This is a genomic window from Tabrizicola sp. (genome assembly GCF_036781545.1).
In the GTDB taxonomy this organism is placed as follows: domain Bacteria; phylum Pseudomonadota; class Alphaproteobacteria; order Rhodobacterales; family Rhodobacteraceae; genus Tabrizicola.
In genome coordinates, this window is sequence record NZ_DAIQAT010000015.1 from 1 (window position 1) to 23,882 (window position 23,882).

General features: G+C 60.1%; 20 protein-coding genes and 1 pseudogene. 8 read left to right on the top strand and 13 right to left on the bottom strand.

All coding sequences use genetic code 11. The features are described from left to right. Positions 1–265: 265 nt before the first annotated feature. The 3 genes from V7Q39_RS04665 to V7Q39_RS04675 all read right to left on the bottom strand — a co-directional run bounded on the left by V7Q39_RS04665 (position 266) and on the right by V7Q39_RS04675 (position 4,067). The gene (locus V7Q39_RS04665) at positions 266–2,404 is read right to left on the bottom strand and encodes a DEAD/DEAH box helicase (RefSeq protein ID WP_333815359.1); all 2,139 of its coding nucleotides are present in this window, start codon (positions 2,402–2,404) and stop codon (positions 266–268) included. Further along, complete coding sequence (locus V7Q39_RS04670) at positions 2,401–3,285, bottom strand: HamA C-terminal domain-containing protein (RefSeq protein ID WP_333815360.1); 885 nt, start codon at positions 3,283–3,285, stop codon at positions 2,401–2,403. The genes V7Q39_RS04665 and V7Q39_RS04670 overlap by 4 nt, the downstream gene beginning before the upstream one ends. Positions 3,286–3,476: 191 nt before the next feature. Beyond that, entirely contained in the window at positions 3,477–4,067 is a 591-nt protein-coding gene (locus V7Q39_RS04675) for a recombinase family protein (protein WP_333815362.1), read from the bottom strand. 569 nt (positions 4,068–4,636) lie between these two features. On the opposite strand from V7Q39_RS04675, the pseudogene V7Q39_RS04680 reads away from it, so the two are divergent. From V7Q39_RS04680 to V7Q39_RS04690, 3 genes and pseudogenes are all read left to right on the top strand, one after another. Then, positions 4,637–4,792 (top strand): annotated as a pseudogene (locus V7Q39_RS04680) (DUF4236 domain-containing protein); the annotation flags it as partial. A 144-nt stretch (positions 4,793–4,936) separates the two neighbouring features. Continuing rightward, entirely contained in the window at positions 4,937–5,827 is an 891-nt protein-coding gene (locus V7Q39_RS04685) for a hypothetical protein (RefSeq protein WP_333815412.1), read from the top strand. Between the two features lie 250 nt (positions 5,828–6,077). Continuing rightward, the gene (locus tag V7Q39_RS04690) at positions 6,078–6,758 is read left to right on the top strand and encodes a hypothetical protein (RefSeq protein ID WP_333815364.1); all 681 of its coding nucleotides are present in this window, start codon (positions 6,078–6,080) and stop codon (positions 6,756–6,758) included. Positions 6,759–7,065: 307 nt separating this feature from the next. Here the strand turns inward: V7Q39_RS04690 and V7Q39_RS04695 are convergent, their stop codons facing one another. From V7Q39_RS04695 to V7Q39_RS04725, 7 genes are all read right to left on the bottom strand, one after another. Continuing rightward, positions 7,066–9,894 carry a primase-helicase family protein gene (locus V7Q39_RS04695; protein ID WP_333815365.1) on the bottom strand — a complete coding sequence of 943 codons (2,829 nt, stop codon included), beginning with the start codon at positions 9,892–9,894 and terminating at the stop codon, positions 7,066–7,068. Between the two features lies 1 nt (position 9,895). After that, positions 9,896–10,060 (bottom strand): hypothetical protein, encoded by a 165-nt coding sequence (locus tag V7Q39_RS04700; protein WP_333815367.1) that lies wholly within the window; start codon positions 10,058–10,060, stop codon positions 9,896–9,898. Then, positions 10,057–10,248, bottom strand: a complete 192-nt coding sequence (locus V7Q39_RS04705; RefSeq protein WP_333815368.1) for a hypothetical protein — start codon at positions 10,246–10,248, stop codon at positions 10,057–10,059. Before V7Q39_RS04705 ends, V7Q39_RS04700 begins: the two co-directional genes overlap by 4 nt. A 228-nt stretch (positions 10,249–10,476) precedes the next feature. Next, complete coding sequence (locus V7Q39_RS04710; protein ID WP_333815369.1) at positions 10,477–10,653, bottom strand: hypothetical protein; 177 nt, start codon at positions 10,651–10,653, stop codon at positions 10,477–10,479. A 95-nt stretch (positions 10,654–10,748) separates the two neighbouring features. After that, complete coding sequence (locus V7Q39_RS04715) at positions 10,749–11,108, bottom strand: hypothetical protein (RefSeq protein WP_333815370.1); 360 nt, start codon at positions 11,106–11,108, stop codon at positions 10,749–10,751. Between the two features lie 428 nt (positions 11,109–11,536). After that, complete coding sequence (locus tag V7Q39_RS04720) at positions 11,537–11,995, bottom strand: hypothetical protein (RefSeq protein ID WP_333815371.1); 459 nt, start codon at positions 11,993–11,995, stop codon at positions 11,537–11,539. After that, positions 11,992–12,543: a hypothetical protein gene (locus V7Q39_RS04725; protein ID WP_333815372.1), complete on the bottom strand. Its 552-nt coding sequence runs from the start codon at positions 12,541–12,543 to the stop codon at positions 11,992–11,994. The genes V7Q39_RS04720 and V7Q39_RS04725 overlap by 4 nt, the downstream gene beginning before the upstream one ends. Positions 12,544–12,754: 211 nt before the next feature. Here V7Q39_RS04725 and V7Q39_RS04730 point away from each other — a divergent pair, with 211 nt between their 5' ends. Together V7Q39_RS04730 and V7Q39_RS04735 are read left to right on the top strand one after the other, a co-directional pair. Further along, on the top strand, positions 12,755–12,988 hold the full coding sequence (locus tag V7Q39_RS04730) for a hypothetical protein (protein WP_333815374.1): 234 nt from the start codon (positions 12,755–12,757) through the stop codon (positions 12,986–12,988). A gap of 12 nt (positions 12,989–13,000) precedes the next feature. Then, entirely contained in the window at positions 13,001–13,510 is a 510-nt protein-coding gene (locus V7Q39_RS04735; protein ID WP_333815375.1) for a DUF6998 domain-containing protein, read from the top strand. A 12-nt stretch (positions 13,511–13,522) separates the two neighbouring features. Here the strand turns inward: V7Q39_RS04735 and V7Q39_RS04740 are convergent, their stop codons facing one another. Together V7Q39_RS04740 and V7Q39_RS04745 are read right to left on the bottom strand one after the other, a co-directional pair. Continuing rightward, positions 13,523–15,190 carry a tyrosine-type recombinase/integrase gene (locus V7Q39_RS04740; RefSeq protein WP_333815377.1) on the bottom strand — a complete coding sequence of 556 codons (1,668 nt, stop codon included), beginning with the start codon at positions 15,188–15,190 and terminating at the stop codon, positions 13,523–13,525. A 285-nt stretch (positions 15,191–15,475) separates the two neighbouring features. Further along, on the bottom strand, positions 15,476–17,209 hold the full coding sequence (locus V7Q39_RS04745; protein ID WP_333815408.1) for a Na/Pi cotransporter family protein: 1,734 nt from the start codon (positions 17,207–17,209) through the stop codon (positions 15,476–15,478). A 313-nt stretch (positions 17,210–17,522) separates the two neighbouring features. On the opposite strand from V7Q39_RS04745, the gene V7Q39_RS04750 reads away from it, so the two are divergent. The 3 genes from V7Q39_RS04750 to V7Q39_RS04760 all read left to right on the top strand — a co-directional run bounded on the left by V7Q39_RS04750 (position 17,523) and on the right by V7Q39_RS04760 (position 22,866). Further along, positions 17,523–18,236 (top strand): endonuclease III domain-containing protein, encoded by a 714-nt coding sequence (locus tag V7Q39_RS04750; RefSeq protein ID WP_333815379.1) that lies wholly within the window; start codon positions 17,523–17,525, stop codon positions 18,234–18,236. 382 nt (positions 18,237–18,618) lie between these two features. Continuing rightward, on the top strand, positions 18,619–19,749 hold the full coding sequence (locus V7Q39_RS04755; protein WP_333815381.1) for an efflux RND transporter periplasmic adaptor subunit: 1,131 nt from the start codon (positions 18,619–18,621) through the stop codon (positions 19,747–19,749). A 3-nt stretch (positions 19,750–19,752) separates the two neighbouring features. Further along, positions 19,753–22,866, top strand: a complete 3,114-nt coding sequence (locus V7Q39_RS04760; protein WP_333815383.1) for an efflux RND transporter permease subunit — start codon at positions 19,753–19,755, stop codon at positions 22,864–22,866. A 12-nt stretch (positions 22,867–22,878) separates the two neighbouring features. Here V7Q39_RS04760 and V7Q39_RS04765 read toward each other — a convergent pair whose 3' ends face one another. Further along, complete coding sequence (locus V7Q39_RS04765) at positions 22,879–23,829, bottom strand: GlxA family transcriptional regulator (RefSeq protein ID WP_333815384.1); 951 nt, start codon at positions 23,827–23,829, stop codon at positions 22,879–22,881. Between the last annotated feature and the right edge of the window lie 53 nt (positions 23,830–23,882).

Consider the following 23,882-nt stretch of genomic DNA (forward strand, 5'->3'; position numbering starts at 1 on the left):
GAAAACCGTTGTAGGTTTGCGCCTACCGTGGGTTCGAATCCCACCCTCTCCGCCAATCACCCATCTAATTGATTTCAATGAAAAAGTAGCCATCTTGGGGGCTCTCCGACTCAGGCTATTGTACTCCCTATTGTACCTACAACGACACCTCCCAGCATTAAGTCAGAGCACGACGACTAAGGAAGCCCTCAGTTTCAGGTGGCTCTAGCACCGAAATACCTCAGCACCTCACCTTCACTCCTTAGAACAGTCCTACTCCTCCGCCTTAGAGCAACGCGGAGCCCCTCCGAAGGTGTTTCGTGGCTCTGGAAAGAAGCAGCCTGTCTATTGGGGAAAGTCTCCTAAGAGTGTCCTCTGAAAGTTCGGACATCTTCCTAAGGGCATCTCTATAGTTATTTTGGCGACCAACAAAATCCTGTAACCGCTCCGAGAGAGGAACCGGCACACCAAGCTCGTCCAATTCCTTCAGCCAAGGCTGTCGGAACCAAGATTCAAGCTGAAGCGCATATAACGAATAGTCAGCGCGCAAAGTCGGTCGGAGCTCGGAAACGAGACGGTTTACTGCAGCCGTTGCCGTTGCATGGTTGAACTCGCACGAGCTTAAGAATTCCAAGGCCCTGTCAATGCCTTCTTGAACTGCGTCACCTGAGAACGTCTCTTGAAACCATTGAATAAAATCTGGTAGCGATCCAAGCTTCATCAATTTATCCCACGCCCACACCATTTGCTTTACTGTCAACCTAGCGGACTTGTCTCCTTTAGCAGAAAGGAGCGGTCGAATTACCGTCGCTAACGCAATCTTCTGATTGTAGTCAGGAAATCCATTCCACTCAAAGCTCTGAGGTCTCTCAACGAGCAGCTTCCTAATTGCACCCTTTGTCTCTTGGAGCGCATGACCTCCAAAATGCCCGAACTGTTTCAGCGTCTCAAAATTTACTTCGTACTCAAGTGGCAGGGCGAACTGTTTCTCAAGAGCCGCGCCATCAAGATCACCGGAGTCGTAGTTCATAAGTATATAGTCATCTGACTCACTTGGATCGCCAAAAACCGGAACTTCAACAGTTAGTTCGTCTGGCAGAGGAGGCGCATGATAAAGAAAAACCCGCCCGACAAAATGACGCATCATTCGACCCACACGACCACGAATATTGGCAAACGAGAAATAGTCAAACGGCCGAGTACTAATCTCTTTATCAAAAACGAAAACATTCTCAGCGGAGGTATTGACCCCCTCGATAAGCGTAGAGGTACATAACATGACGGGAAGCTCACCGTCATTGAATAGTTTTACAAAAAGCTGTGCAAGCGCCCGAGGTATCTTGCCATGGTGCAATGCAATACCGTTCTTAACAGCATCGGTTAGCACCCAATCGGGATGATAATTCGCAGCTATCCATTGGCTAAGCTCCGTGCCGACCTCACACTCTTGAGAATAGCCTGCTGAAAGCAAGTCTTCCAACAACCGTCGGGAGGCCGGAGGCGATTTAGAGTATACAAGAGACTGTTGCTCACCGACAGATCGCAGATCATTTAAGAAAGTTCCAAATTTCTCATCGCTCGTCGTTCGATCAACTGTATTAAGCGTTACAGTCTGATAATCTGATCGAATGAAATTGATGCGACTCTTCCACGCAGGCCCTCGACTCAAAGCGGTAATATTTGGACCTGCGAGGAGAAACTGCTTGCATACTCGCTGTGCGCGATAAAGTGCCACATTCAGCGTCCGAAACCTCAAGTCCTCGCGGCGCGGATCAAGCTTGTAAAACTCGTCTACAAAGAGAAAGTCAATTTTCGAAATTTCATCGCGATTGAGATAGCGCTCTTGAGTAAGCACATAAATTGCACGCTCTGCCACGCGAGAATCGGACGGTTTCGAGATTACCTGATATCGGTCCCCAAAGTTTCTTTCTAGTCGTCTCCGAGTTTCATCAATCAACGCAATAGTTGGAACAATCGCAACAACAGTCTCCGGGCCAGATTGCTGAACAAATGCGTCAACAATCAGGCTCTTCCCAAAGCTAGTCGGAGCACTTAGGGCGACGTTTTCCCCGGCCAGCAAGTGGGATAGCACCTCCATCTGTTTTGCATGGAGATAGACTTTCTCGTCCAAACCAACAGAAAAGGATTCTATGAGAGAGGCGCGGAGAGGGTTTAGCTTCTCGATATCAACGTAGGGATACAGCCCACACTCTTCCGCAAGGTGCTCGATTGCACCGTGTGAACCGTATGGAACAAGGCCCCGCTCGCTTGCATCAAGTAGACGAATGGCAATCTCGAGTGCTTCTTGGTCCTCATAGCGATCTGACTTGGAAATCTTGCTCGCTTCGAGAATGGCGTCAAACACGATATCCCCTGATAGTGGCAACCCATCTTCGATTTTGCGAAGAGTCTCCATCACGCTCATTGGAACGCCTCCAGTTTTTTGTCAAAGTGCTCGATAAGGTCATTCTTCAGAAAAATTGGAACAAAGATAACTTGAATTCTGATCGGAATTCCGACCGCTTCCTTCTCAAGATATTGGAGTAGTGCATCGCTTTCCGCCTGAAGTTCCTGAACGTAAGTGTCTGAAAGCGCCTTATGACCAGCGACTGTTTTGCTTTCATAGGAAACGAGCACCGGAAAGACTGACCGCTTCAAAAGGATGTCGCTCGATGTATTCTTGTGAAAGAGGGCCCGAATCTTTTCTGCATTTGGAATGTGGTCGGGCACGTGCCCGTACAACATCGCTTTCTCTGTGTCCAAAAAGGTTGGCAGGAGATGCTCACGGATTGACTTAATTGCGTCATCTATTCCCCGCTTTGAGTCTTTATAGAACTTAGATTCTCCGAGCCACAGCTCGAAATCATCATCGGAATAGACGACGTGTACTGCATCAAAGCCCTTTACAGTATCGTTGTGGCTCGTTTTGAGAACCAATTTGCACAGAACTGGTAGAGTGCCGAAGTCCTGTACGCATGCAATGTGCAAGAGTATTTCACCAATCTCGCCCCTGTTCGCGGTCTTCTTCGTCCGGTAGACGTGTGCTGCTGCAAGCTCTATCCGCTCCTCCCAGTTAGACACGTCGAATGTGTCTTTGCGAGCTTGGTCTAGAGCGACCTGCGGAAGCCAAGCAAACAGATGAGACGCAAGCTTCTTGGAACGCCAAGCCTCGCCCTCGTACCCTGCGCAAAGCACCAGAGCCTTGGTTTCCTTCTCGCAACACTTACAGCGAGCTTCAAGAAACCGACTAGGTATTTCCGACACTACTTGCCTCGCATTTTCTATTCTTGGTTTAATATGCGACACGTTGGCTCTCGGAGCAAGCGAGCACACTGCTAGAACAGCACGCGCATGACGTCTGAGACGCTTTAGTTGCTGTGCAACCTGCTCGCGGCCACTACCCGGCCACATGACCGAGGCTAGTACGCCCCCCCTTGGGTCCCTACCGGCCTCTTCTCTTGCCTCACTGTAGGTCCACTCTCTTAGGTGTACGTTAGTTAGCTGAGCTGACTTGCGCGGTTCTCGACGTCTTTCATATATCGATAGACAGACGATCTAGCGATCCCCAACACCTTCGCAATCTGTGTTGGCGTCTTTCCCACCGCCTTCAGCTTCGCCACCCTATCTCCATCGATAGTTGCGGGACGACCCTTGAAAGGGCTAGCGCTACCCTTCGCGAGAGCGGCGTCGATCCCCTCACGTTGGCGTTCGGCACGGATAGTCGCCTCAAACTCGCCGAATGCACCAAGAATAGTAAAGAACAACTTGCCGCCGGGCGTACTGGTGTCAATTGGCTGATCGAGAACCCGAAGACTCACGCCCTTGCTTTCGAGCGTTTCAGCAATCTGCAGTAGGTCGCGAGTGCTTCGGGCAAGTCGGTCGAGACGGGTGCATACAACGGTATCACCTTTGCGGATTCCACGGGTGAGCATTTCCTCAAGAGCTTCCCGGTTCTCGCGCTTCCGACCGCTGGCCTTCTCCGAGTACAGGTGTTCCGGCTCGACGCCTGCGTCCTTCAGTGCAGCCTCCTGAAGATCGAGAGACTGAGCACTGCTCGATACCCGCGCATATCCAATCAACTCGCCCATGTACGCCCTCCCTGTCTCGTATGACTGTCCGAAAATAGTCTACCGTCCTATAAATGATTCTCCAAGTCTATTCGGACAAAAACGTGGGCATTCTGGGCGAGCTTTTTGAGTATACTCCAATCGGACAGGTGAGCGAGAAGGACAGTTTTCAGATTCTTGTCGGCCAATCTTGGGACAGGCAACGAAGTACGGCTCACTTCTGTAAACCGGTCGGAACACTCCAGTGTGAGGTCTCCGTCTCGGGGCGTGTTGCGGGATGTTATCTGGAATCTGCCGCGCGCGGCTTCAGGCGCGGTTGCAACCGGTTGCATCGATTTAAGACGCCGAAGGCACATTGCACGCGCCTGCGTGAGTAGACGGCAGTATCTAGAGAAATCGTATGAAAACAAGTTCATGCGGATGTTCCAACCCGCGTCAAAGAGTCTTCCGCCGAAGCTTCAAACGGCCCCAACTGCAACGGTCAGGAGTTGCAGTCGACGCGGTCGACAGCACCTGTGGGGAGTTTTTAGACATTCTCTCAATCCATAAAACTCGGCTATAAAGTCACTAGGTCCTATTCAGGTTGCGGAATGACATTGCGTTTCAGGCAGACATTCACCCTCTTCCCCGGTGTCCGGATCAATGTCGGGAAGCGAGGTATCAGCACAAGCATTGGAGTACCCGGCGCGACGGTGAACATAGGCAAGCAGGGGGTCCGCACCACGATAGGAGCGCCCGGTACGGGTCTGTCCTATAGCTCGCATGTGGTGCCCTTCGGACGGGGGGGAGGGACTGCCCCTGCGTCGCGTGGGTTCGACGGTCCGCCGGTCGAGACGCCAGCAAACGGCAACACGCCTGAGTCCGCGCGGGTCTACATGCCGCAGGCCGGTATGACTGAGATTTCCAGTGCGTCTGTAGAGGTCCTTACCAGCAACTCTCTACTGCCGTTGCGGGACCTCATAGCCAAGGCGCGGGAGCAACAGGCACAGGTCAAGGCCGACCTTATGGAAGCGCGTGGCGAGGAAGTCCAGCAAAGGGGGGAATTAAACCGGCGGAAGGGAAGCCTATTCCGATGGTTTTACAAGCAGCGCATTGCGGAATTGGAGGTCGCATTGCCGATCACGAAAGCGGAGGTGGAAAGGCTGGCAAGCTGGGAAGGTAATACGAAGATTGAAGTCAGCTTTGAATCGGGGGACGCTGCCCAGCGTGCCTATGCAACTGCCGTCCGCGCCTTTGATGTGCTGAAATCTAGCAACAAGATTTGGGACGTTACTGCGGATCGGGCCACCAATCAGCGTGTGGAAAGATCACTCACGGATCGGGTGGTGAACCGCCACCCCGTGACCTTCGAATTCAGTTCCTCGGACCTGATTCAGTTTGCGGGACGCGCCATGCGACTCCAGAACGTCAACGGCGACGATGTACTAATCTATCCCGGTGTGGCCGTGATCCCACGGGCGGACGGAGTGTTCGCGCTTATCGACGTTCGGCAACTACAGGTCAGCTTCCAAGGGGTCGGCTTCCATGAGACACAAAGCGTACCGCCGGATTCCAAGTTGGTAGGACAGACGTGGGCCAAGACGAACAAGGACGGGTCCCCTGACCGGCGGTTCAAGGACAACTACCAGATACCTATCTGTGCTTATGGTCAGGTCAGTTTCCGGTCGGACACGGGCATGCGGGAAGACTACATGGTATCCAATGCGGACGCGGCTCTTGCGTTCGTGGAGGCGATCAAGGCCTATCAGAAGGCGCTAGCAGAGACGGATGCCTCGGAATGAAGAAAGACGAAGCCGAAACAGCAATCCGCCACCTCGCCCACAAGTGGGCAGAGGCAACGGGCGTCCAGCCGGGGGCTGGGAAGCTCCGTAGCTTCGGCGCGTTCCGTTCATGGTTGGATGACAAGGGGTATGGTCACTATCTGGACTTCCGATCTGTTCGGGGTGCAAGTGCGGATGCCGAGACGTGGTTTGACCAAGAGCTAGGTCAGGCAGGGTGGGACTAGGAACGGTAGAGGCGCGGAAGACTGGAATGTTTCAGAGATACTATCAGACGATTGCAAGAATTGCTGCAGGGACCTCGTCGCTCCTCATGCTTGCATGGTTTCTATGGCCAAGGAACACGCCACTTCAGGAGAGAGAAGAAGCGTTCTTTGCGTTTGTGATCGCTGTGGTTTTCTGGCTTCTTACTGAGTTCAAGGAAAGCGATGAGGTAATTTATCGAGCTGCGACAAAGAATGATATTAGGCTTGCCAGAGAAATTGCATCTTACTCGGCCGACAAGTTCAAGACAATGCTCTTGGATCACGATTATCATAATGCGATCAGCCCTCAGTATCTAACCGAGATGGGCATGCTGATCAGTGAGCATGATTCAGGTGTAGCGTTTTTTCAGGATCGCCGCGTGCAACCGATGTTTGTGGATTTCTGCTTCTCTCTAGACCGTTTCGCCCGATTTATGGCAGAGCATTCGTCTCCCAATCGCTTTGGAAAGAACTCGATTATTCCCGAACATATTGCAAGCTATGGCGAATTACCTCACCATGTCCATAAAGAGATTTCAGAAGCAAATTTGCTTGCCTCTGCGGCATGGCGGATGTTACTTCCCTTGATCAAGGTGATAAAGGATCGAATCCCTGAAGCATTCGACGACCCAATCGAATATCGTTGGTTTAGGTCCGAGAGCATCTATCGGGATCGGAAAACCCGCTGACGCGGGTCACCCAACCCGGCTGGCATTGGCTAACGTGGGGGCGCGAACGTGGGGTTGTCTGTACTTCCCACTTCTCTGAATTGTTTCTCTATCTTGTTGTATTTGTTGTTGTTGTTGTAAGAAAATAAACTGTATAAGAAAAAGCCGTGGGGCGGAATAGGGCCTGTGACTGCCCCACGCCAGCCATTCACGCAATTTGAAAATCCCTTGCAACACGCAACGTTCACAACATTGCTTATATTTCAGTAACTTAGGAAAGTCGGTTTACAACACCCGCAACAGAAAAGGCGGCTGACGCCGCCCTCGCTCAATTCTCTGCCTCTCGACCCGTTCTGTCATGGATCATGTCTCGGATCGTCGGCACACCCGGCAAGCTATACATTGGCGTATTGAACGCGAAGGGCTGCCACGCATATTCGGAATCTCCCGCGCCTTCGTCGAGGGTCTGCCGCTCGCCCGTCGCACGTGCCGGTTTCGGTCTATCCAACTCCACCCCGAAGAGGCGCTTCCAGACAGCTGCAGCGGGGCGCATGTCGCTGTCATACCGCCCGGCAAGGCTGCGAACCCATTCGTCCAGCGCACGGGCCGGGATACGGTTTTCCCCGTCGCCGAACACAACGCGGAAAGTTTGCTGCCCTTCGCGCCAGATGAATTCGCCATCTTCCAGCAACTGCAGGAATGCCTTGTCCGATGCCCGGAGCGATTCAACGAACATGGCTTTCCGGGCGGTTGTTTCAGGAGCGGTCCTGACGTCCGTCCAGTCGAGACCCGCGTCAGCGGGGTTCCACCGCCCCAGCCATTCGGCATAGGCGCACATCGCCGGGCCTTCGATATGCTCATAAAGCTTTCTGAAACCGTCGCGATTGCCTTTCATGGCCTCGGAAACGTGCAGGACCATGTAGCGGCGCTCGCTGTTGTTGCCTTCGATCCGCACGGCAGTGTTGTGGTTGCTGTCGATAATGATGCGGAAGAACACGTCCATCTGGACGGACTGGACCTGCTTCGCCTCCACACGCATGTCTCGCTGTGTGGCCATGCCCTTCAACTGATCTGCTGCCTCGGCAGACTTCCCGAACACGGCTTCTTCGGACACGACACACAAGGACGTTGCCAGCGAGGGGCCAGCGAACCGGCCTAGCAGATGTTCCGGGTGTGTGGCGAGAAGGTCGTAAGGCTCTACCAGCCGCCTGGCGATCCTGCCGAATGTGCCCTTGCCGACGCCCCCGTTGCCATACAGAACCAAAGCCGTTCCCGGCCTCTCCCAAGGTCGCTGGACCATGTGCGCGAAGTAGAGAGTGACCCATTTGTAGGCCTTGTCATCCCCGCCGCAGATCACGTCGCGGATGAAGTCTTGAATCGGGCTGGGATCACCCGCTGCAGGGATCAGCGCCAACAGGTTCTTGTCATATAGGTTCACGTCGTATTCGCGCGGCCGGTCGGAGGGATCGAAGACAACGCGGGAATGGCGTTTCGCCTCATCCGTCCACCACCTATCAACAGGGTTGACCCATACTGTCTTCTTGTTTTTGCCCTCGCCCACTTCTTCGGGCCACGCCTCGTGGGCATAGAAGTCTCTCAGCGCGGGCTTAGTCCAGAATTCGAGAACGTCGTCCCCCGCCAGCATTCCGGCCCGGTCAACGTTGCGGATCACCAGAACCTTGCCCTTGTAATTCACGAGCTTGAACCGGGCGGAAAGGCTGGCCAGCTTCTGTTTCGCGGTCTTGCCAAGGGGCGCGGCGGGATCGAGGCTAGACTTCGCCGGGGATTCCTCGATGACTTCTCCGTCTTCCAACTCTTCGTCGGACAGCGGCACAAGGTAATCGTCCGACACGAGACCGGACTCGTCAAACCACCCATCGGAAACGGCCTTGTGCAGCATGTCGAGGCGGTCATGCCCACTGCATGAGTTGTGCTTGCAGGCCCACACAAATCCGGTGTCTCCGTCTGCGTCGCGGACATGGCATCCGGTGTCGTCGGGGTCGCCTGCGTTTCCGTGCCATTCGTCAAACGGACATTCGACCACCAGAAACCCGCCCTTGTCTTCCCTGACCTTTCCATCTGCTTCCAAGTTGATCAGACGGGCGATTTCCAGCCGTTTAGCGTACTTCGCCGCCCAAGCCTTTGCCGACATTCCGGCTATCTCGCGTCCGTCCGCTTCGGCCCCAGCGCCCGCTTTCTCGAAGGCGTTCCGCCTGCTGGACTCACCTTCCGGCAGTTCTTCGAAGGTCAGGGCGCGGCCCCGGACAATGTCGATCACGCCTTCCCGTCCGGGCGGGTGTGACGGCATGTAGAAGGCGCGCGAGACGTCGATACACGACTCGTCGATCACAAGCCCCAGCTTCTCTGCCAGCCCCAGCAACTTCCTTTTGTAGAGGTCGCGGCCATCCCGCACCTTCCGCGCAATGCGTCCAATCTCCACCGGCTTGTCGAGTACGAAGACCATTCGGAATTTGTCGAGCGGATCGTGGGCAATCTCGATCATCACGCCCAAAGGCGTGTGGATGTATGGGGTCGCGATACGGACAGAGTCTACATGCCACGGGCGGTACTTGCCCGTTGCAGTCATCCATTCCCTTACATCGTCGTCGGTCGGGTCACCCTCACGCCCTGCCTTGTCCATCCACGCAAGAACCTTGTCGCGTTCGATGTGGGATTTCTCCGCCTGATCGTTGAACGAGGTATAGGCAAGGCAAGCAATCCCAAGCGCCGCCACACTCTCCACCGCATCCAAGTAGAAGTCCCCGGACTCGAGGTCCAAGGTCATGCATTCCTGCGTCACCATGGCATTGGCGGTACGTTCCTTCCCCGCAGACGCCCCGAAGACGATAGGGAAGTACCCTTTTGCCTTGCGCTCAAGGTGACGCGACAGGCCACATTCCGCCCCGCGCCCTTCCTTGACCTTCTGCCCCTTGATCCAGTCGCGCAGGGTGCCCGTGGCATTGGTCCAGCGCTTCTGTTCCACATCCTTCTTGAGGTCATCGGGAAGAAGGAAGGTCATGGGCCGGTCAAGCAGGACCTGCCATTCCGGCGAGTCTTTCCCGCTGACGCGGGCATTGTTCAATTCGGTTTCGACGCTGCCCAGCAACGGGTCGTCATCTTCAATCAGGGCGAAGTCAGAGGCAGTCTGTTTGTTCAAGTCATGCGTCTTTCGTGGTCAAAGTCTCTGCCGTCTCGGCAACACGCCGCGCCAGCTTGGCGACGTGGCGGAAGGCCCCTTGCTCCCCCCTTTCCACCAGTTCGGCGGAGAGGGTCAGGATTTCCGTCTCGGCACGTTCGCGGGCAGTGAGGTCGATCAGGTTCATCCTGCGGCCCCCACATCGGCCATCTTGCGCAGCATCTGCGAAACGCTGGCACTCGAATGCCCGGCGTCTTCCAGAACGGCGGCGAGGACCAAGATTATCTCACCTACAGGGCGGGGATCGAAGCCATCCCATTCGATAGCTTCCAGCGCCTTCCGGGCGGCGGCGGCGTATTCGTTGGCATAATCCATTTTACTTTCCTTTCTATTTTAGGTGCGTCAGTGCACATAGTCCTTGTGACACGATTCGGGGGCACGGGTCAACCGTGGTGTCTGAAAAAGTGTTTAATATCAGCGATTAAGCTTGAAGCCGAAGTTGAGGCTTCTGCGTGAACCGTCCCCGCGCCTACCTCTTCGGCTTCAAGCTGAATTCCCGACTTTCACATTTTCGCACAGAATTCAGCTTCAAGCCGAAAAAGCTCACACGCGCTCATCCACGACCCACCCGGTCAGAAGGTTTGACAGGTCCGCATCGCGGTTCAGCAACGCGCTACCCGCGAGCTTCTGGACTTCCCCACGCTCCACCCGGTGCGCAATCTCCGCAGCAAGCGCTGCCTCTTCGGCTTCAAGCTGATCAGCCGTCCAGCCATCGCGCACCTGCGCGGCTGCCCGCCATTTTGCTTTCCATACCTCGCGGGCGGCATCGCGGCGGCGATCTTCGGCGACTCGCTTTGTGGCGGCGCTACTCTGCGTTATAGCTCCGCCCCGACGATGTACGGGCGGCAGAGGCCCAACGGGTCAAGCGCCTTGATTGCGCGGCGTAGCGCCGGGGCCAGTGCCTTCACGTTCACTTCCTTGCAGGGGGTTGGGTCGTAAGTCGACCGGGGCTTGAACCAAAGCCCATCGGGATCGGGATCGAACTGACGACGCCGCAGGACGCGGTAGGTGTACCGGTCGCCGATGACTTCGGCGAGGTCATCAAATTCGACCATCCACGGATGCGTCAGGTTCGGGGACATATGTTCATAGAGCAAGTTGCTAAACTCCATGACTAGATCGTGGTCGATTGCAGCCGTCATCGCACCCGCAGATGCGGGGTCAAAGTTGTTCATGTTCATTCTCTTGGATGTTGGTGGTGGGGGCGGGCCGAACCCTACGATGGCCCGCCCAAGGGCGCTGACAGCGCCACGATCAGCGGCGTCTGCGTCTGTGTGTATCTGCGGCCTCAGCCTCTGATATCGACCTGTGCTGCCCCGCCGTGAGGGGGGCCGCAGGGCGAGGTTCAGGCGGGGCGAGCTTGACCACTTCTGCGGCAACGGGCTTCGTCACCTTCCGCTGGACCGGGTAGAGTTGGTCAATGTCCGCGCCCGGATGCACGGCCTGCAGGACCTCATTTGCCCACACCGCTGAAAACGTATGACCCGTCACTGTGAAGGTGAATTTGTCGAAGCCTGTGCGTTTCCATGTTGCGACAAACCCGCCGTTGTTTCGGGTCAGGGCGATCAGGCGGTTAAGTATTTCGTCACTGCGACTCATTTGATCAAACCCCACTTTCTGCCCAACGAAATCTTACGGCCATCACCGGGGGCAGCCCGACAAGAAATTGCAGTTTCTGCTCATCCGTAAGCGAGTCGATAGGCAACGGCCCTTTGGGGGCCTTAAAGCCGTTTGCTCGGGCTTCCGCAAAGTTGCGCGCCGCAGTGCGGGCATCCGGCAAGGATTTCTGCTCTTGCGGGCTGGTCTCCTTTGCGGGCTTTGACTTCGCCGGGTTTCGCGCCTTCACTTTTTCCAGCGCAGACAACTCGTCCATATAGTCATCCAAATCATGCCGCCCTAGCGTTGCCGCCCGTGCCGCCGTGATCGAAGCCACGTCATCGTGATCCAAGTGGACGCCAAACAGTTCGCGGGCAGCAGAGACAATTTCACCTGCTACTTTCACCCATTTTTCCGAGAGAACAGGGGACGCGTTTACCATCTCAAAGAAGCTTGTATTGCTCATGCTGCCGCCTCCAATTCTTCCGGCTCATAGGTCGAATTGACCAAGGCGAAAGCCGGGGCGAAATGTTGGAAACTGATCCTATTGGGAAGTCCCAGAACCACGTGGCGCAGCACGTCACTGTGGAGCAAAACCTTGCGGTTAAGCGTTTCCAAGAAAGGCATATATGCGGCCCCGCCACGTGCGCTCGCAAGGCTGGCAGTCATAGCATTCCGAACAGCCGCGTAGCGCTGGCGCATCGGCACCGTAAGCCATTGCTCCAGCCTTTCAGCGCTCGCCATGACAGAAGGACCACTGCCCACGTTAAGGCTCATGTCGTCCTGTGCCGCTCGGATGAGCGGGCCAATGTGGATAGATTTCGTCACCTTCGAGAGAACATCGGCAAGCTGATAGCTATGGTGCGGGCGGCCCTTACCAGCGCCCGGCAGGTTCTTCACCGGAAGATTTTTCAGTCTCCGGGATACTGTTTGGAGATTGCATTTCCACGCGGGCGCAATAGCCCGCCGGGTGATGGTGAGAGGCATCGTTATGTCCATGATTAGGTAAGCCATCTGTGCCCCCCGGGCACTTCTGGTATGCTCGAATACTGCCTTAAAACGAATCAGAAGTCAAGCAAAGTGCGATTTCGGTTCAAGGCTAGTTTCGAAAAGTCAATAGGAATCTATCAAAAGTTGGCAGGGCGGGCAAGGGGTTAGGACGGAACGGCTTTCCCGTAATCTGGCCCTCAGCTATGCCTGTCGCGATGTAACATAGGAGCTACTGATGTTTTTCACGAAGGTTGGTCTGGGCGTCGCGCGGTTGGCATTTTGGCTTGGCGCGGCAAATGTAGTGATCGGTGCGATAAGCGCCTTCACGGATGGCGGTCCATCTACCGTGGCGGGTATGTCGCCGGGTAGACTTATGAACTCGGGCCTGTACGGTATGCTGATCGGGGTTGGCCTCGGAATCCTTGCCGAAATCTCTCAGTCGATTGCCGCAAAAGTTCAACAAGATTGAGAAAGGTTTCTCATGCTGACGTTCTCACTACCCCCTGCCATCGCCGATCTAGTAAGCGCTCGTAATCGCGTCCGGGATCACTACTGGCAGATGTTCGACAGAGGCGGCCACCAGACCCGATTGAACTTCACTCTCGATGGGAATCTCGTTGGCGATATCGGGGAATCACTAGCGGTCGAGTTGTTCGGCGTCCGACTTGTTGACAGCAAATCGCATCCCGGCATTGACGGCTATGCGCCAGACGGGAGGTCAGTTCAGGTCAAGGCGACAGGGAGCGGACTTGGTCCGGCGTTTCGCCCGGTTGAGTTGAGAGCAGAGCACCTACTTTTCTTCGATCTTGACTTCGACAAGTGCCAAGGAGTCATCAGCTACAACGGGCCAGAGCATTACGTAATCCAAACCCTCCCAGCCGTCTGGACGGGGCAGCGTCTTGCCTCTAGACGGCGCATCCGAGACCTTGATGCAGCGCTCGCGGAAACTGAGCGCCTGCCGCTGATAGCAACGCAGTCTGTGCTGTCGTGATCGTGCCCCGCGTCAGCGGGGTGCAGGAAGGCAGTTCATCACGTCCAGATACTTTCGCTTTTCGTCCAGCCAATCCGCGTCCCCGCCGTACCGCCCGGCATGTGGATTGTCGTCAGCGTGACCCATGATTGCGTTGCGGACGTGCTCAGGCATCCCTGCCCTTCTGGACTCCGCTGCCCACGAATGGCGAAGGCTGTACAAGACTTTACGCGGGTCATCACCCGCCACCTTGGCCCGCAGATGGTCGGTCCACTCTCGACTGATCGGGTGCATGTACCGCCCCCGCATTTCGACAGGCTGGCCAGTACGTTCCGCTTCTCGCAAGTCCTTCGGTCGGACCTGCGGCGCGAAGGTGGGGAATAGGAGAGCGTGGTTGTGACTCCGGAGGTGTGCTTCAAGGATCGGCAGAAGTTGCGGGTGGATGGGGACTTCCCGAATGCTATGGGCGTTCTTCGTCACCTTGGCGCGCGCGTCATCCTCCGTTTCGTCATTCGTGATCCGGATTGACCGGCGTTTCAGGTCGATATCGACCCGGCGAAGCTGACAGATTTCTTCTGGTCTGCCTCCCGACCAGATCAGGCATTGCAGTGCCGTCATGAGGTCCGCGCCCCGGCCTTTCGCTGTGCGTTCCTTGCGGCTTGCCCATAGCTCGGTCGAGATGTCCACCAGCTTGACCACTTCGTCAGGTGTGAAGCTTTTCCAGCTTCGCGACGTCTTGGGTCGCTTGTCTTCTGGCGGCTTCACCCCGGTTGCCGGGTTGTTTTCGATCAGGTCGCGGGAGACGGCGAAGGCTAGCATTGCCCGTACCGAGTCCAGCCGCTTCGCAATCGAGGTCGGAGACAGCGGCTCGCCCTTGTGGGTCAACGTCATGACGTGTTCGACGTATTCGACCACATGGCGCTTGGTCACGGCGGACAGGTGAAGGTCGCCATGCAGCCCAGCGAATTCCCGCACGTATTGCTCATGTTTTTGCCATGTCATGGGGGCCTGTTTCTTGAAGGCTTTCCAGCGCGGCAGAAGCTCGGTCACTGTGCAGTCGTCTTTCGCCCTGACTGCGGCCTCAAGCTCGCGCTCGCCCCGGTATGCGCGAAGGTCGGCAAGCTCGCGCTGATCAGCGTCTTTAGCTGTTTTCGCGAGACGCTTTGCTGAGGCAAGCGCTACCCGCGCGCGGGCCTCAGGTAGAGTAAAGCCGACACGTCCAGCCTTCACAGCTTCGCGCATGTCTGCCGGATCAGAGTGGGCAGACCACGCCAAATCGTCGCGAACTTCACCATCCACAAAGATCGGTGGTAACTCCCGCCAGTCGGACCGGCGCATGGGATCGACAGAGTAGGAAACTCGCGCGCCCTCATACTCGCGCAGTTCCAGTTCCGGCGGAGGCTCCACCGTAGGAGGATCGAAAGACGCGGGGTCTGCCTGATACGCCCTCACTTGGTCTATGAAAGCTTGCAGGCCTTCCTCGCCCAAGTCGTCATGGTCCGAAAGCTCTTCGTTATGCTGGTGCGCCCATGCAGCCGCCTCGGCTTCAAGCGCTGCGCTCCCATGTCCCTTGAGGGCTATGACCCAAGCCGTTTTTCCCCCGAACAACGGACGATACTTCGCCGGGATAGCACGTCGATAGTACGCCCGCCCGTTCTTCCAAACGATGTAGTTCTTCCGGCGTCGGGGCACGAATGACATGGCGATTCCAGCCTTATTGCACCTGCTTAATGTACCACTATTGTACCTATCTTCAAGCCGATACTTGCGCTTCAAGCGCATGTCAAATATAAAAAGTATAGTTCTTTCAATGCTTTAAATCTTGTCGACAGATTGGAAAGCGTTGCCGAAACACCACACGAGAGTCTGAATCCCACCCTCTCCGCCACAGGTCATCGCTTCCTTCCCCAGAGCCGTTGCGCCCACGCATCGCCTTGCGATGCAAGGGGCTGGCCCTTCCGCGTCCTCAGGCCAAACCCGTCCGCTTCATTCCACTTTCCTCAGCCGCGTGGGAAGCAGGTCTCCCCGCTTCTTTAGGATGGGATAGGCCGAGGCCTCGATCAGATGGCTGCTGACGCGCTTGAGGTCGCGCAGCGCATCTAGATGCAGGGCGCTGGTCTCGACCGTCTCGACGTTACCCGAACGCAGCCGATCGAAATGCGCGGCAGTCGCCTCGTCCTCCAGCCGCCGAAACGCTTCCTTCTCGGATGCCAGCGCGCGCGCGTCCGCGATGTCGCCGCTCAGGAACACGGCGGTGGACTGCCGCAGCGTCTCAAGCAGGCGATCCACCTGGGCGACCAGATCGGCGGTTCCTTCCTTCGAGAAGGCAACGCCGCGCTTGATCCGCCGGCTGGCGACGCCGAGCAGGCCACGGTCGATCAGGTCGCCCGCCTGTTCCATGTTGATCGAGAAGGTCAGGATGCGGGCCAGTTTCTCATTGGTCGCCTCGTCGAGGCGGCCGGTGTCGATTGCCAGCAGATTCTCCTTGATCGCCCGATTGAGGTGATCGAGCCGGTCATCGAGTGCGCGGGTTTCCTCGATCTGCCTGCGGCTCGGATTGGCGAGCGCATCGCGCAGGCCCGAGATCATCTCCTCCAGCACATCGGACAACCGCAACGCCTCGCGCATCGCACCGCCCAGCGCTCCGGCAACCGGCGCACCCGCCGCGACCGGCCGCAGATAGCGCGGCGCGTCCGGTGCGCTCTCCTGCGGACGCGAGGGCAGAAGTCGTTCGAGCAGGCGGGCATAAGGCGTGAGCAGCGGGAAGAGCAGCACCGCCAGCACAAGGTTGAACCCCGTGTGGAAGTCGGCGATCGCCCGCGCCGGCACGGTCTCGAAGCCGGTCACGAACGGCGTGACCCAAGGATAGACGGCGAGCACCGCCAGCACGGCCATGATCCGGCAGAGAAGGTTGCCGAGCGGCAGGCGCCGCGTGGCAGGATCATGGGCAGCGCCTTCGAGCACGGGATTGATCGCCGTGCCGATATTGGCCCCGAGCGCCAGCGCGATCCCCGCCGGCACGGTCAAGACGCCGTTCGTGGCGAGAGACATCGCAAGCAACACTATCGCGACGCTCGAATGTGCGGCCCAGGTCAGCGCGATGCCGATCAGCACGATGAAGACGATGTGGGTCGAGAGCGCGGTGAGAAACTCTCGGGTCAGCGGGTTGGCCGTCACCGGATCGAGCAGCGTCAGGAACTGATGCAATGCGAACAGGATCAGTCCAAGCCCGATGAACACCCGCCCGAAGTCCCGCGTACCGGCCTGCGCCCGCCTGAACAACAGATACCCCGCGAGCACAAAGATCGGTGCCACCTGCGAGACGTCGAAGGCGAAAATCTGGACGATCAACGTCGTGCCGACATTGGCTCCGAGCATCACCGCGAGCCCCGGCACCAGCGCCACCAGCCCTTCGGCCGCGAATCCCGTCACCATCAATCCGGTGGCTGTGCTGCTCTGGAGCAAGGTGGTGACGCCGAGACCGGCAGCAAACGCGCTCAGCCGGTTGTGCAGGCGATGCGCGAGGAAGGAACGAAGCCCGGCACCGAGCGCCCGCTGGGCGCCGGTCTGCACCATGTGGACACCCCACAGCAGCAGGGCGACGGTGCCGGCAAGGTCGAGAAGGGTCAGCGTGATATTCGTCGGTCGATCCTCGCGGAAAGGCTGTCGGCAGTGCCGACACGCCTCGTGAAAATGATCCTCGTAAGGCCCGGTGTCCAGACAAGACTGACATGATCGTCATATGTTAGCCGCTCCGCCCGCGAACAGGCATGACGGCCCCCCTGTCCTCGCCATCCGATCCGGCCCGCCCGAGAATGCGCCTGTCGGCGGTGCGGCCGGTCGTGCATCACGTCGACGAGCGTCACGCCACTTCGCAACTCCACCGGAGCTCTCCGAAGAGCCGCCCACACCACAGATTGTCGCCTCTTCCGGGCTTCTGGACCGGATTTGCCAGGGTGACGGACTGTTGATCGCCTGCCGGATGGTTTTACCTTGCAATGTTCCCTTTATGTTCGCATCATCGGCCATGCAGATGCTGCTCGGCTTCGGTGCGGTCGAAGACATGGAATGGGTGCGGGACCGGCTCAGGGCCCGCTTCGGCCAGCCCGGTCCGATCCCCGTCCGAAAGCCCGTCGACCAGCTGGTGAAATCCCTGATCAGCGGGCGTACGCGCGATGAGGTCTCTTTCCGCGCCTTTCGCCGCCTTGTTGACGCCTATCCCGACTGGTCCGACGTCGTCCTCGCCCCTGCCCCGCGGATCGAGGCGATCATCCGCGATGTCACCTTTCCCGAGCGCAAGGCACGCCAACTCGGCGGCGCCCTTGCCGCCATAGCGGCCTCCCGCCCGGATTTCGACCTGATGTTCCTCGGCTCCTTGGGCGTTCCGGCAGCACTTCGATGGCTGGAGCGCCTGCCGGGCGTCGGGCGGAAGGTCGCGGCCTCGACCCTCAACTTCAGCACCTTGCGGATGCCAGCATTCGTGGTGGACACGCATGTCCTGCGGATACTGGGCGAGTTCGGCTTCGTTCGCAGCAGCGCCGGCACGCGAACCGCCTATGACCGGACGATGGAGATGTTGCCGGGCTGGAGTGCCGCCGATCTGGCGGACTTCCATGTCCTGATGAAAAAGCTGGGGCAGAACATCTGCGTCGCCGGGAGCCCAGACTGTCCACGCTGCCCGATCGTCAAACGATGCAAGGCCTCCGCAGCCGGTTTGCGACTTCCGCCGGACGGCATTGCAAGATAGCGCAAGCTTCGTGACCATGTCGTCGCGTCTCGACCCTCGGACAAGGCCGTCAAGGGAACCTCCGCCCGCCTTTCCGGTTAACCCTCTGAGCAGCGCGGGGCTTGTCAACCGGACGCGACGGCATGTGGGACATCATTGGTTTTTCCGGTTTCCCCGATGGCCATGGGATCGGCACCCTCCACTACCCCGTCAGCCCCGCGTTTGCTCGTCCGGTGCCTCCACCGGCCCGCCCTTGTCGCGCGGCATCCCGCGCGGCATCCGCAGTGACCCATATCTTCGGCCATTCAACATATTGTTGGTTTGCCATTCTTGACCGGGACGCCATGTTGGGCACACACCGCTCTTGGTGATCCCCGCAGGCAGGAAGAAGGCAGCCGACCGGATGAGGGTAGTTCCGCAGCTCGTGACCATAGCGCTGATCGCCGTGGTCGCCGTCCCGGTGTCCGCACGCCTGGTTCCGGGCACGCGGCCCTGGCTGGACAGCGCGGGCCTCCTGCACCCGCTGGTCGTGGCAGGCATCGTTCCCGACCATGGGGCAGAGGACGGCAAGCACCAGGGGAACGCAGGCCGCGGGCCCCCCGTCATCGCCGACGAGGTGCAGATCCACCCCCTGCGCGACGTGATCTCGGCCATCGGCTCGGCGCGCGGCATCCAGGCGGTCGAGTTGTCCTTCGGCGTGACGGGCCGCCTGAAGGCGCTGCGCGTCGCGCCCGGCGACAGGGTGGCGGTCGGCGACGTCATCGCCGAACTGGACGCCGAGACCGCCCAGCTCTCGGTCGAGCGGGCGCGGCTGGTGCTGGAGGATCGGCAGAAGACCTTCGACCGCCTCGGCCAGCTGGCCCAGTCCGGCACCGCGACCGCGCTCCAGCGCCAGGATGCCGAACTTGCCCTGCGGACCGCGGCACTGGAGCTGCAGGCGGCGGAACGCGACCTTGCCGATCACCGGCTGGTTGCACCCATCTCGGGATATGTCGGCCTCGTCGAGCCGCAGGTCGGCGATCTGGTCAGTTCGAGCACCACGATCACCCGGATCGAGGACCGCTCCAGCCTTCTGGTGGATTTCCGGGTGCCAGAGCGCATCGCCGCCCTGGTCCGCGTCGGCGATGCGGTGCAGGCGACCGCCATCTCCACCCCCGGCGAGGTGATCGAGGGCCGGATCGTCGCGCTGGACAACCGCGTCGACGAAGCCAGCCGCTCGCTCAAGGTGCGGGCGATGATCGGCAATGCCGACGACCGGCTCCGCGCGGGGATGGCTTTCCGCATCGACCTTGCCTTCACCGGCGACAGCTACCCCGCCGTCGACCCGCTGGCGATCCAGTGGGGCGCGGACGGGGCCTTCGTCTGGGCGGTGCGCGACGGCAAGGCCCGGCAGGTGCCGATCCGCATCCTGCAGCGCAACGCCGCCGATGTCCTGATCGAGGCCGCCTTCCAGCCGGGCGATCTCGTCGTGACCGAGGGCGTGCAGACCCTGCGGCCCGGCGCCGAGGTCTCCGTCGCCCCGCCAAGGACCTGAGCGATGGAGCAGGGTCCTTCCGAGCTTGCGGGTCACCGCACCGCGCTTTTCATCCGGCGGCCGATCCTGGCTTTCGTCCTGAACGCGCTGATCGTGATCGCCGGCCTGGCGGGGCTTCTGGGCGCCGATGTCCGCGAACTCCCCGACGTGGACCGGCCGGTCGTCTCGATCAGCACCAGCTACACCGGCGCCTCGCCCGAAACCATCGACCGCGAGGTGACGGCGGTCATCGAGGGCGCCGTCAGCCGGGTCGCCGGGGTCAAGTCGATCTCTTCCTCGTCCCGCTTCGGCTCCAGCCGGGTGACGGTCGAGTTCCGCGACGACATCGCCCTGGACGTCGCCGCCACCGACCTGCGCGAGGCGGTGGCCCGGGTCGGCAACAGCCTGCCGGACGAGGCCGACGCCCCCCGCGTGGTGAAGTCGGACGCGGATTCCGATGCCATCCTGCGCATCGCCCTGACCTCGCCGCGCCGCACGGCGGACGAGCTGACCGCGCTGGTGCAGGATGTCATCGAAAGCCGCCTGCTGTCGCTTCCCGGCGTGGCCGACCTGCAGATCTTCGGCGACCGGGAGCTGGCCTTCCGGGTGGACGTCGACCTGATGCAGCTTGCCGCCCGGGGCCTGGCCCTGTCCGACCTGCGCGCGGCGCTTGGCAATGCCGCCTTCGACAGCCCCGCCGGGGCGCTCAGCTCCGACCGGCAAAGCCTGCAGGTCCGCGCCACCGCCGCGATCCGCACCACCCAGCAGATCGAGGCGCTGACCATCGCGGGTGACGTCCGCCTCGGCGATGTGGCGCAGGTGACGCTGGGCCCCGAACCCGGCGCCTCGGTCCTGCGGGCGAACGGCCAGACCGGGATCGGGCTGGGGATCATCCGCGCCGCCAATGGCAACACGCTGGCGATCTCCGAAGCCGTGCGCCAGGCGATCACCGACCTGCAACCCCTCCTGCCCGCCGATGTGCAGATGTTCATCACCTCGGACAGCGCCGATTTCATCGAGGGCGCGATCCACGAAGTCGAGATTGCCCTCGGCCTCTCGGTCCTGATCGTCACCGCGGTGATCTTCCTTTTCCTGCGCGACGCGCGGGCGACGCTGATCCCGATCATCGCGGTGCCGGTCTCGCTGATCGGCACGATGGCGGCGATCTGGCTGGTCGGGTTCTCCGTCAACATCATGACCCTTCTCGCCCTGGTCCTCGCCACCGGCATCGTGGTCGACGACGCCATCGTGGTCCTGGAAAACATCGTGCGACGACGGTCGGAAGGGATGGGTGCGCGCGCGGCCGCCGTCCTCGGCACCGAACAGGTGTTCTTCGCCGTGCTCGCCACCACCACGACGCTCGCCGCCGTCTTCGTGCCCTTGTCCTTCCTGCCCGGCCAGACCGGCGGCCTCTTCCGCGAATTCGGCTTCACCCTGGCGATCGCGGTGCTCCTGTCCTCGGTCACGGCGCTGACGCTCTGCCCCGTCCTTGCCGCCCGAATGCTGCGCCCCCACGCCGCCTCGCATGGCGTCGTGACCCGCTTCGGCGACCTTCTGGCACGCCTCTACGCCCGGACGCTGCGCCTCTGCCTTGCCGCCCCCCTCGTCGCGGTCGCCGTCGCGCTTCTCTTCGCCGCCCTCGCCGTCGCCAGTGCGACCTCGCTGAAACAGGAGCTGACCCCGGCCGAGGACCGGGCCGCGATCCTCATCTCGGTCCAGGCCCCGCAGGGTGTCGCGCTCGATTACACCGACGCCCGGATGCGCGAGATCGAGGCGCTGGTCGACCCCCTCCGCGCCTCGGGCGAGGTGAAGAGCGTCTTCGCCATCGCGGGCATGGGTGGGCAGCGGAACCGCGGCTTCATCGTGGTGACTTTGGCGGATTGGGCCGACCGCAGCCGCAGCCAGCAGGAGATCGCCGCCGAGATCACCGAGGGCCTGAAAGGCGTGATCGGCGTGCGCACCTTCGCCATCCAGCCAAATTCGCTCGGCATCCGTGGCGCGGGCCAGGGCCTGTCGATGGCGCTGGTGGGCGACGACTACGGCAAGCTTGCCACCGTCGCCCGCACCCTGGTCGAGCGGATGGAACAGGACCCCCGCTTCGGGCAGGTGCGCCTGGGTTACGACACCACCCAGCCGCAACTTTTCGTCGAGATCGACCGCACCCGTGCCGAAGACCTCGGCGTCCGGATCGAGGGCCTGGGCGAGGCGTTCCAGGCCGTCCTGGATGGTCGCACCGTCGGCACCCTGTTCCTCGACGACGACAGCTACGACATTCGCCTCGTCTCGGCCTCCGACCCGGTCGACGATCCCGGCGATCTTGAACGCACCTTCGTCCCCTCCCGCACCGGCGAGATGGTCCCCGTTTCCTCCTTCGCCACCCTGACCGAACGCGCCGTGGCCCCCGAGCTGGGCCGCGAATCCCAGCGCCGGTCGGTCCCGATCACCGCCGCCCTCACCCCCGACTTCGCCCTCGGCACCGCCTTGACCGAGGTACGGGGCCTGGCCCGCGACCTCCTCACCGACGACATGAGCCTCATTCCCATGGCCGAGGCAGCGACGTTGGGCGAGACCTCCTCCGGGCTCCTCGTCACCTTCGGCATCGCGCTGGCCGTGGTCTTCCTGGTGCTGTCGGCGCAGTTCGAAAGCTTCGTCTCGGCGGTGATCGTGATGGCGACCGTGCCGCTCGGCCTCGCCTGCGCGGTCTTCGCGCTTCTTCTCACCGGCGGCAGCCTGAACGTCTACTCGCAGATCGGGCTGGTGCTTCTGGTCGGCATCATGGCCAAGAACGGCATCCTGATCGTCGAGTTCGCCGACCAGCTGCGCGAACGCGGCGCATCCGTCCGCCAAGCCATCGAAGAAGCCTCCATCACCCGCCTGCGCCCGGTGATGATGACCATGATCGCCACCGTGCTGGGCGGCCTGCCCCTCGTCCTCGCCTCCGGTGCCGGGGCCGAGGCGCGCGCGGTGCTGGGCTGGATCATCGTCGGCGGTCTCGGCCTCGCCACGCTTGCCACGCTCTACATCACGCCCGTGGCCTATCTGCTCTTGGCCGGGCTTTCCCGGTCACGGGCCGCTGAATCGGAACTTCTGCGCTCCGAGCTTCGCAACGTGCCCCGCGGGGAAAGCCCGGCGGAATAGGCCGCGCGCCCCTCAGGCCAGCTTCGCCCGCTGCGACAGGGGCGAGGTGCCGAAATGCGCGCGGAAGACCTTCGAGAAATGCGAGGTCGTCTGGAAGCCGCAGGCCATCGCGATCTCCGTCACCGACTGCTCGGTCTGCACCAGCAGGTTCTGCGCCTTGTGCAGCCGCATCTCCATGAAATAGTGCTTCGGCGTCGAGTTCAGATAGCGTCCGAACAGCCGCTCCAGCTGCCGGGTGGAAATCCCCAGCTCCTCGGCGATCAGGCTGGGCGACACCGGGTTTTCCAGCGCCGCCTCCATGACCGCGATGGCGCGCTTCAGATGCTCGTTGCGCATCCCGTGGCGCGACTGGATCGACACCCGCTGCGCCGCCGTGCCCTCGCGCACCGCATTGTAGACCATCTGGTCGGCCACTTCCGTCGCCAGATCCTGCCCATGCGCCTTGCCGATCAGGTGCAGCATCAGATCCGCCGCCGCCGTCCCGCCCGAAGCGGTAATGATCCTCTCCCGCGCGACGAAGACGTTGCGCACCAGGCGGACATCGGGGAATTCCTCGATGAACAGGTCGTGCCAGGCCCAGTGCACCGCCGTCTCCACCCCGTCCAGGAACCCGGCCTTCGCCAGCACATAGGCCCCCGAACAGATTGCTCCCAACGGCGTGCCCGCCGCCCGTTCGCGCCGAAGCCAGCTCAGCACCTTCGGCGTCGCATGCACCTGCGCGTTGAGCCCCGAGATGACGAACAGCCGGTCCGTCTTGCGTCCGCTCTCCATCCCCGCGTCGGTCAGCGTCACCGACCCGTTCGAGCAGGTGGCGGTCCGTCCGTCCTCGCTGACCAGGCTCCAGCGATACAGGGTTTTGCCTGACACCAGGTTGGCGATGCGCAACGGCTCCAGCGCGCAGGAAAAGGCGATATGGGTGAATTCCGGCAGCAGGAAGAAGCTGAAATGCTGGGGCTCGGTCATCGTCTTCTCCACGCAAAAGGGCCGCCCCGAAAGGCGGCCCCCAGGGTCAGTCG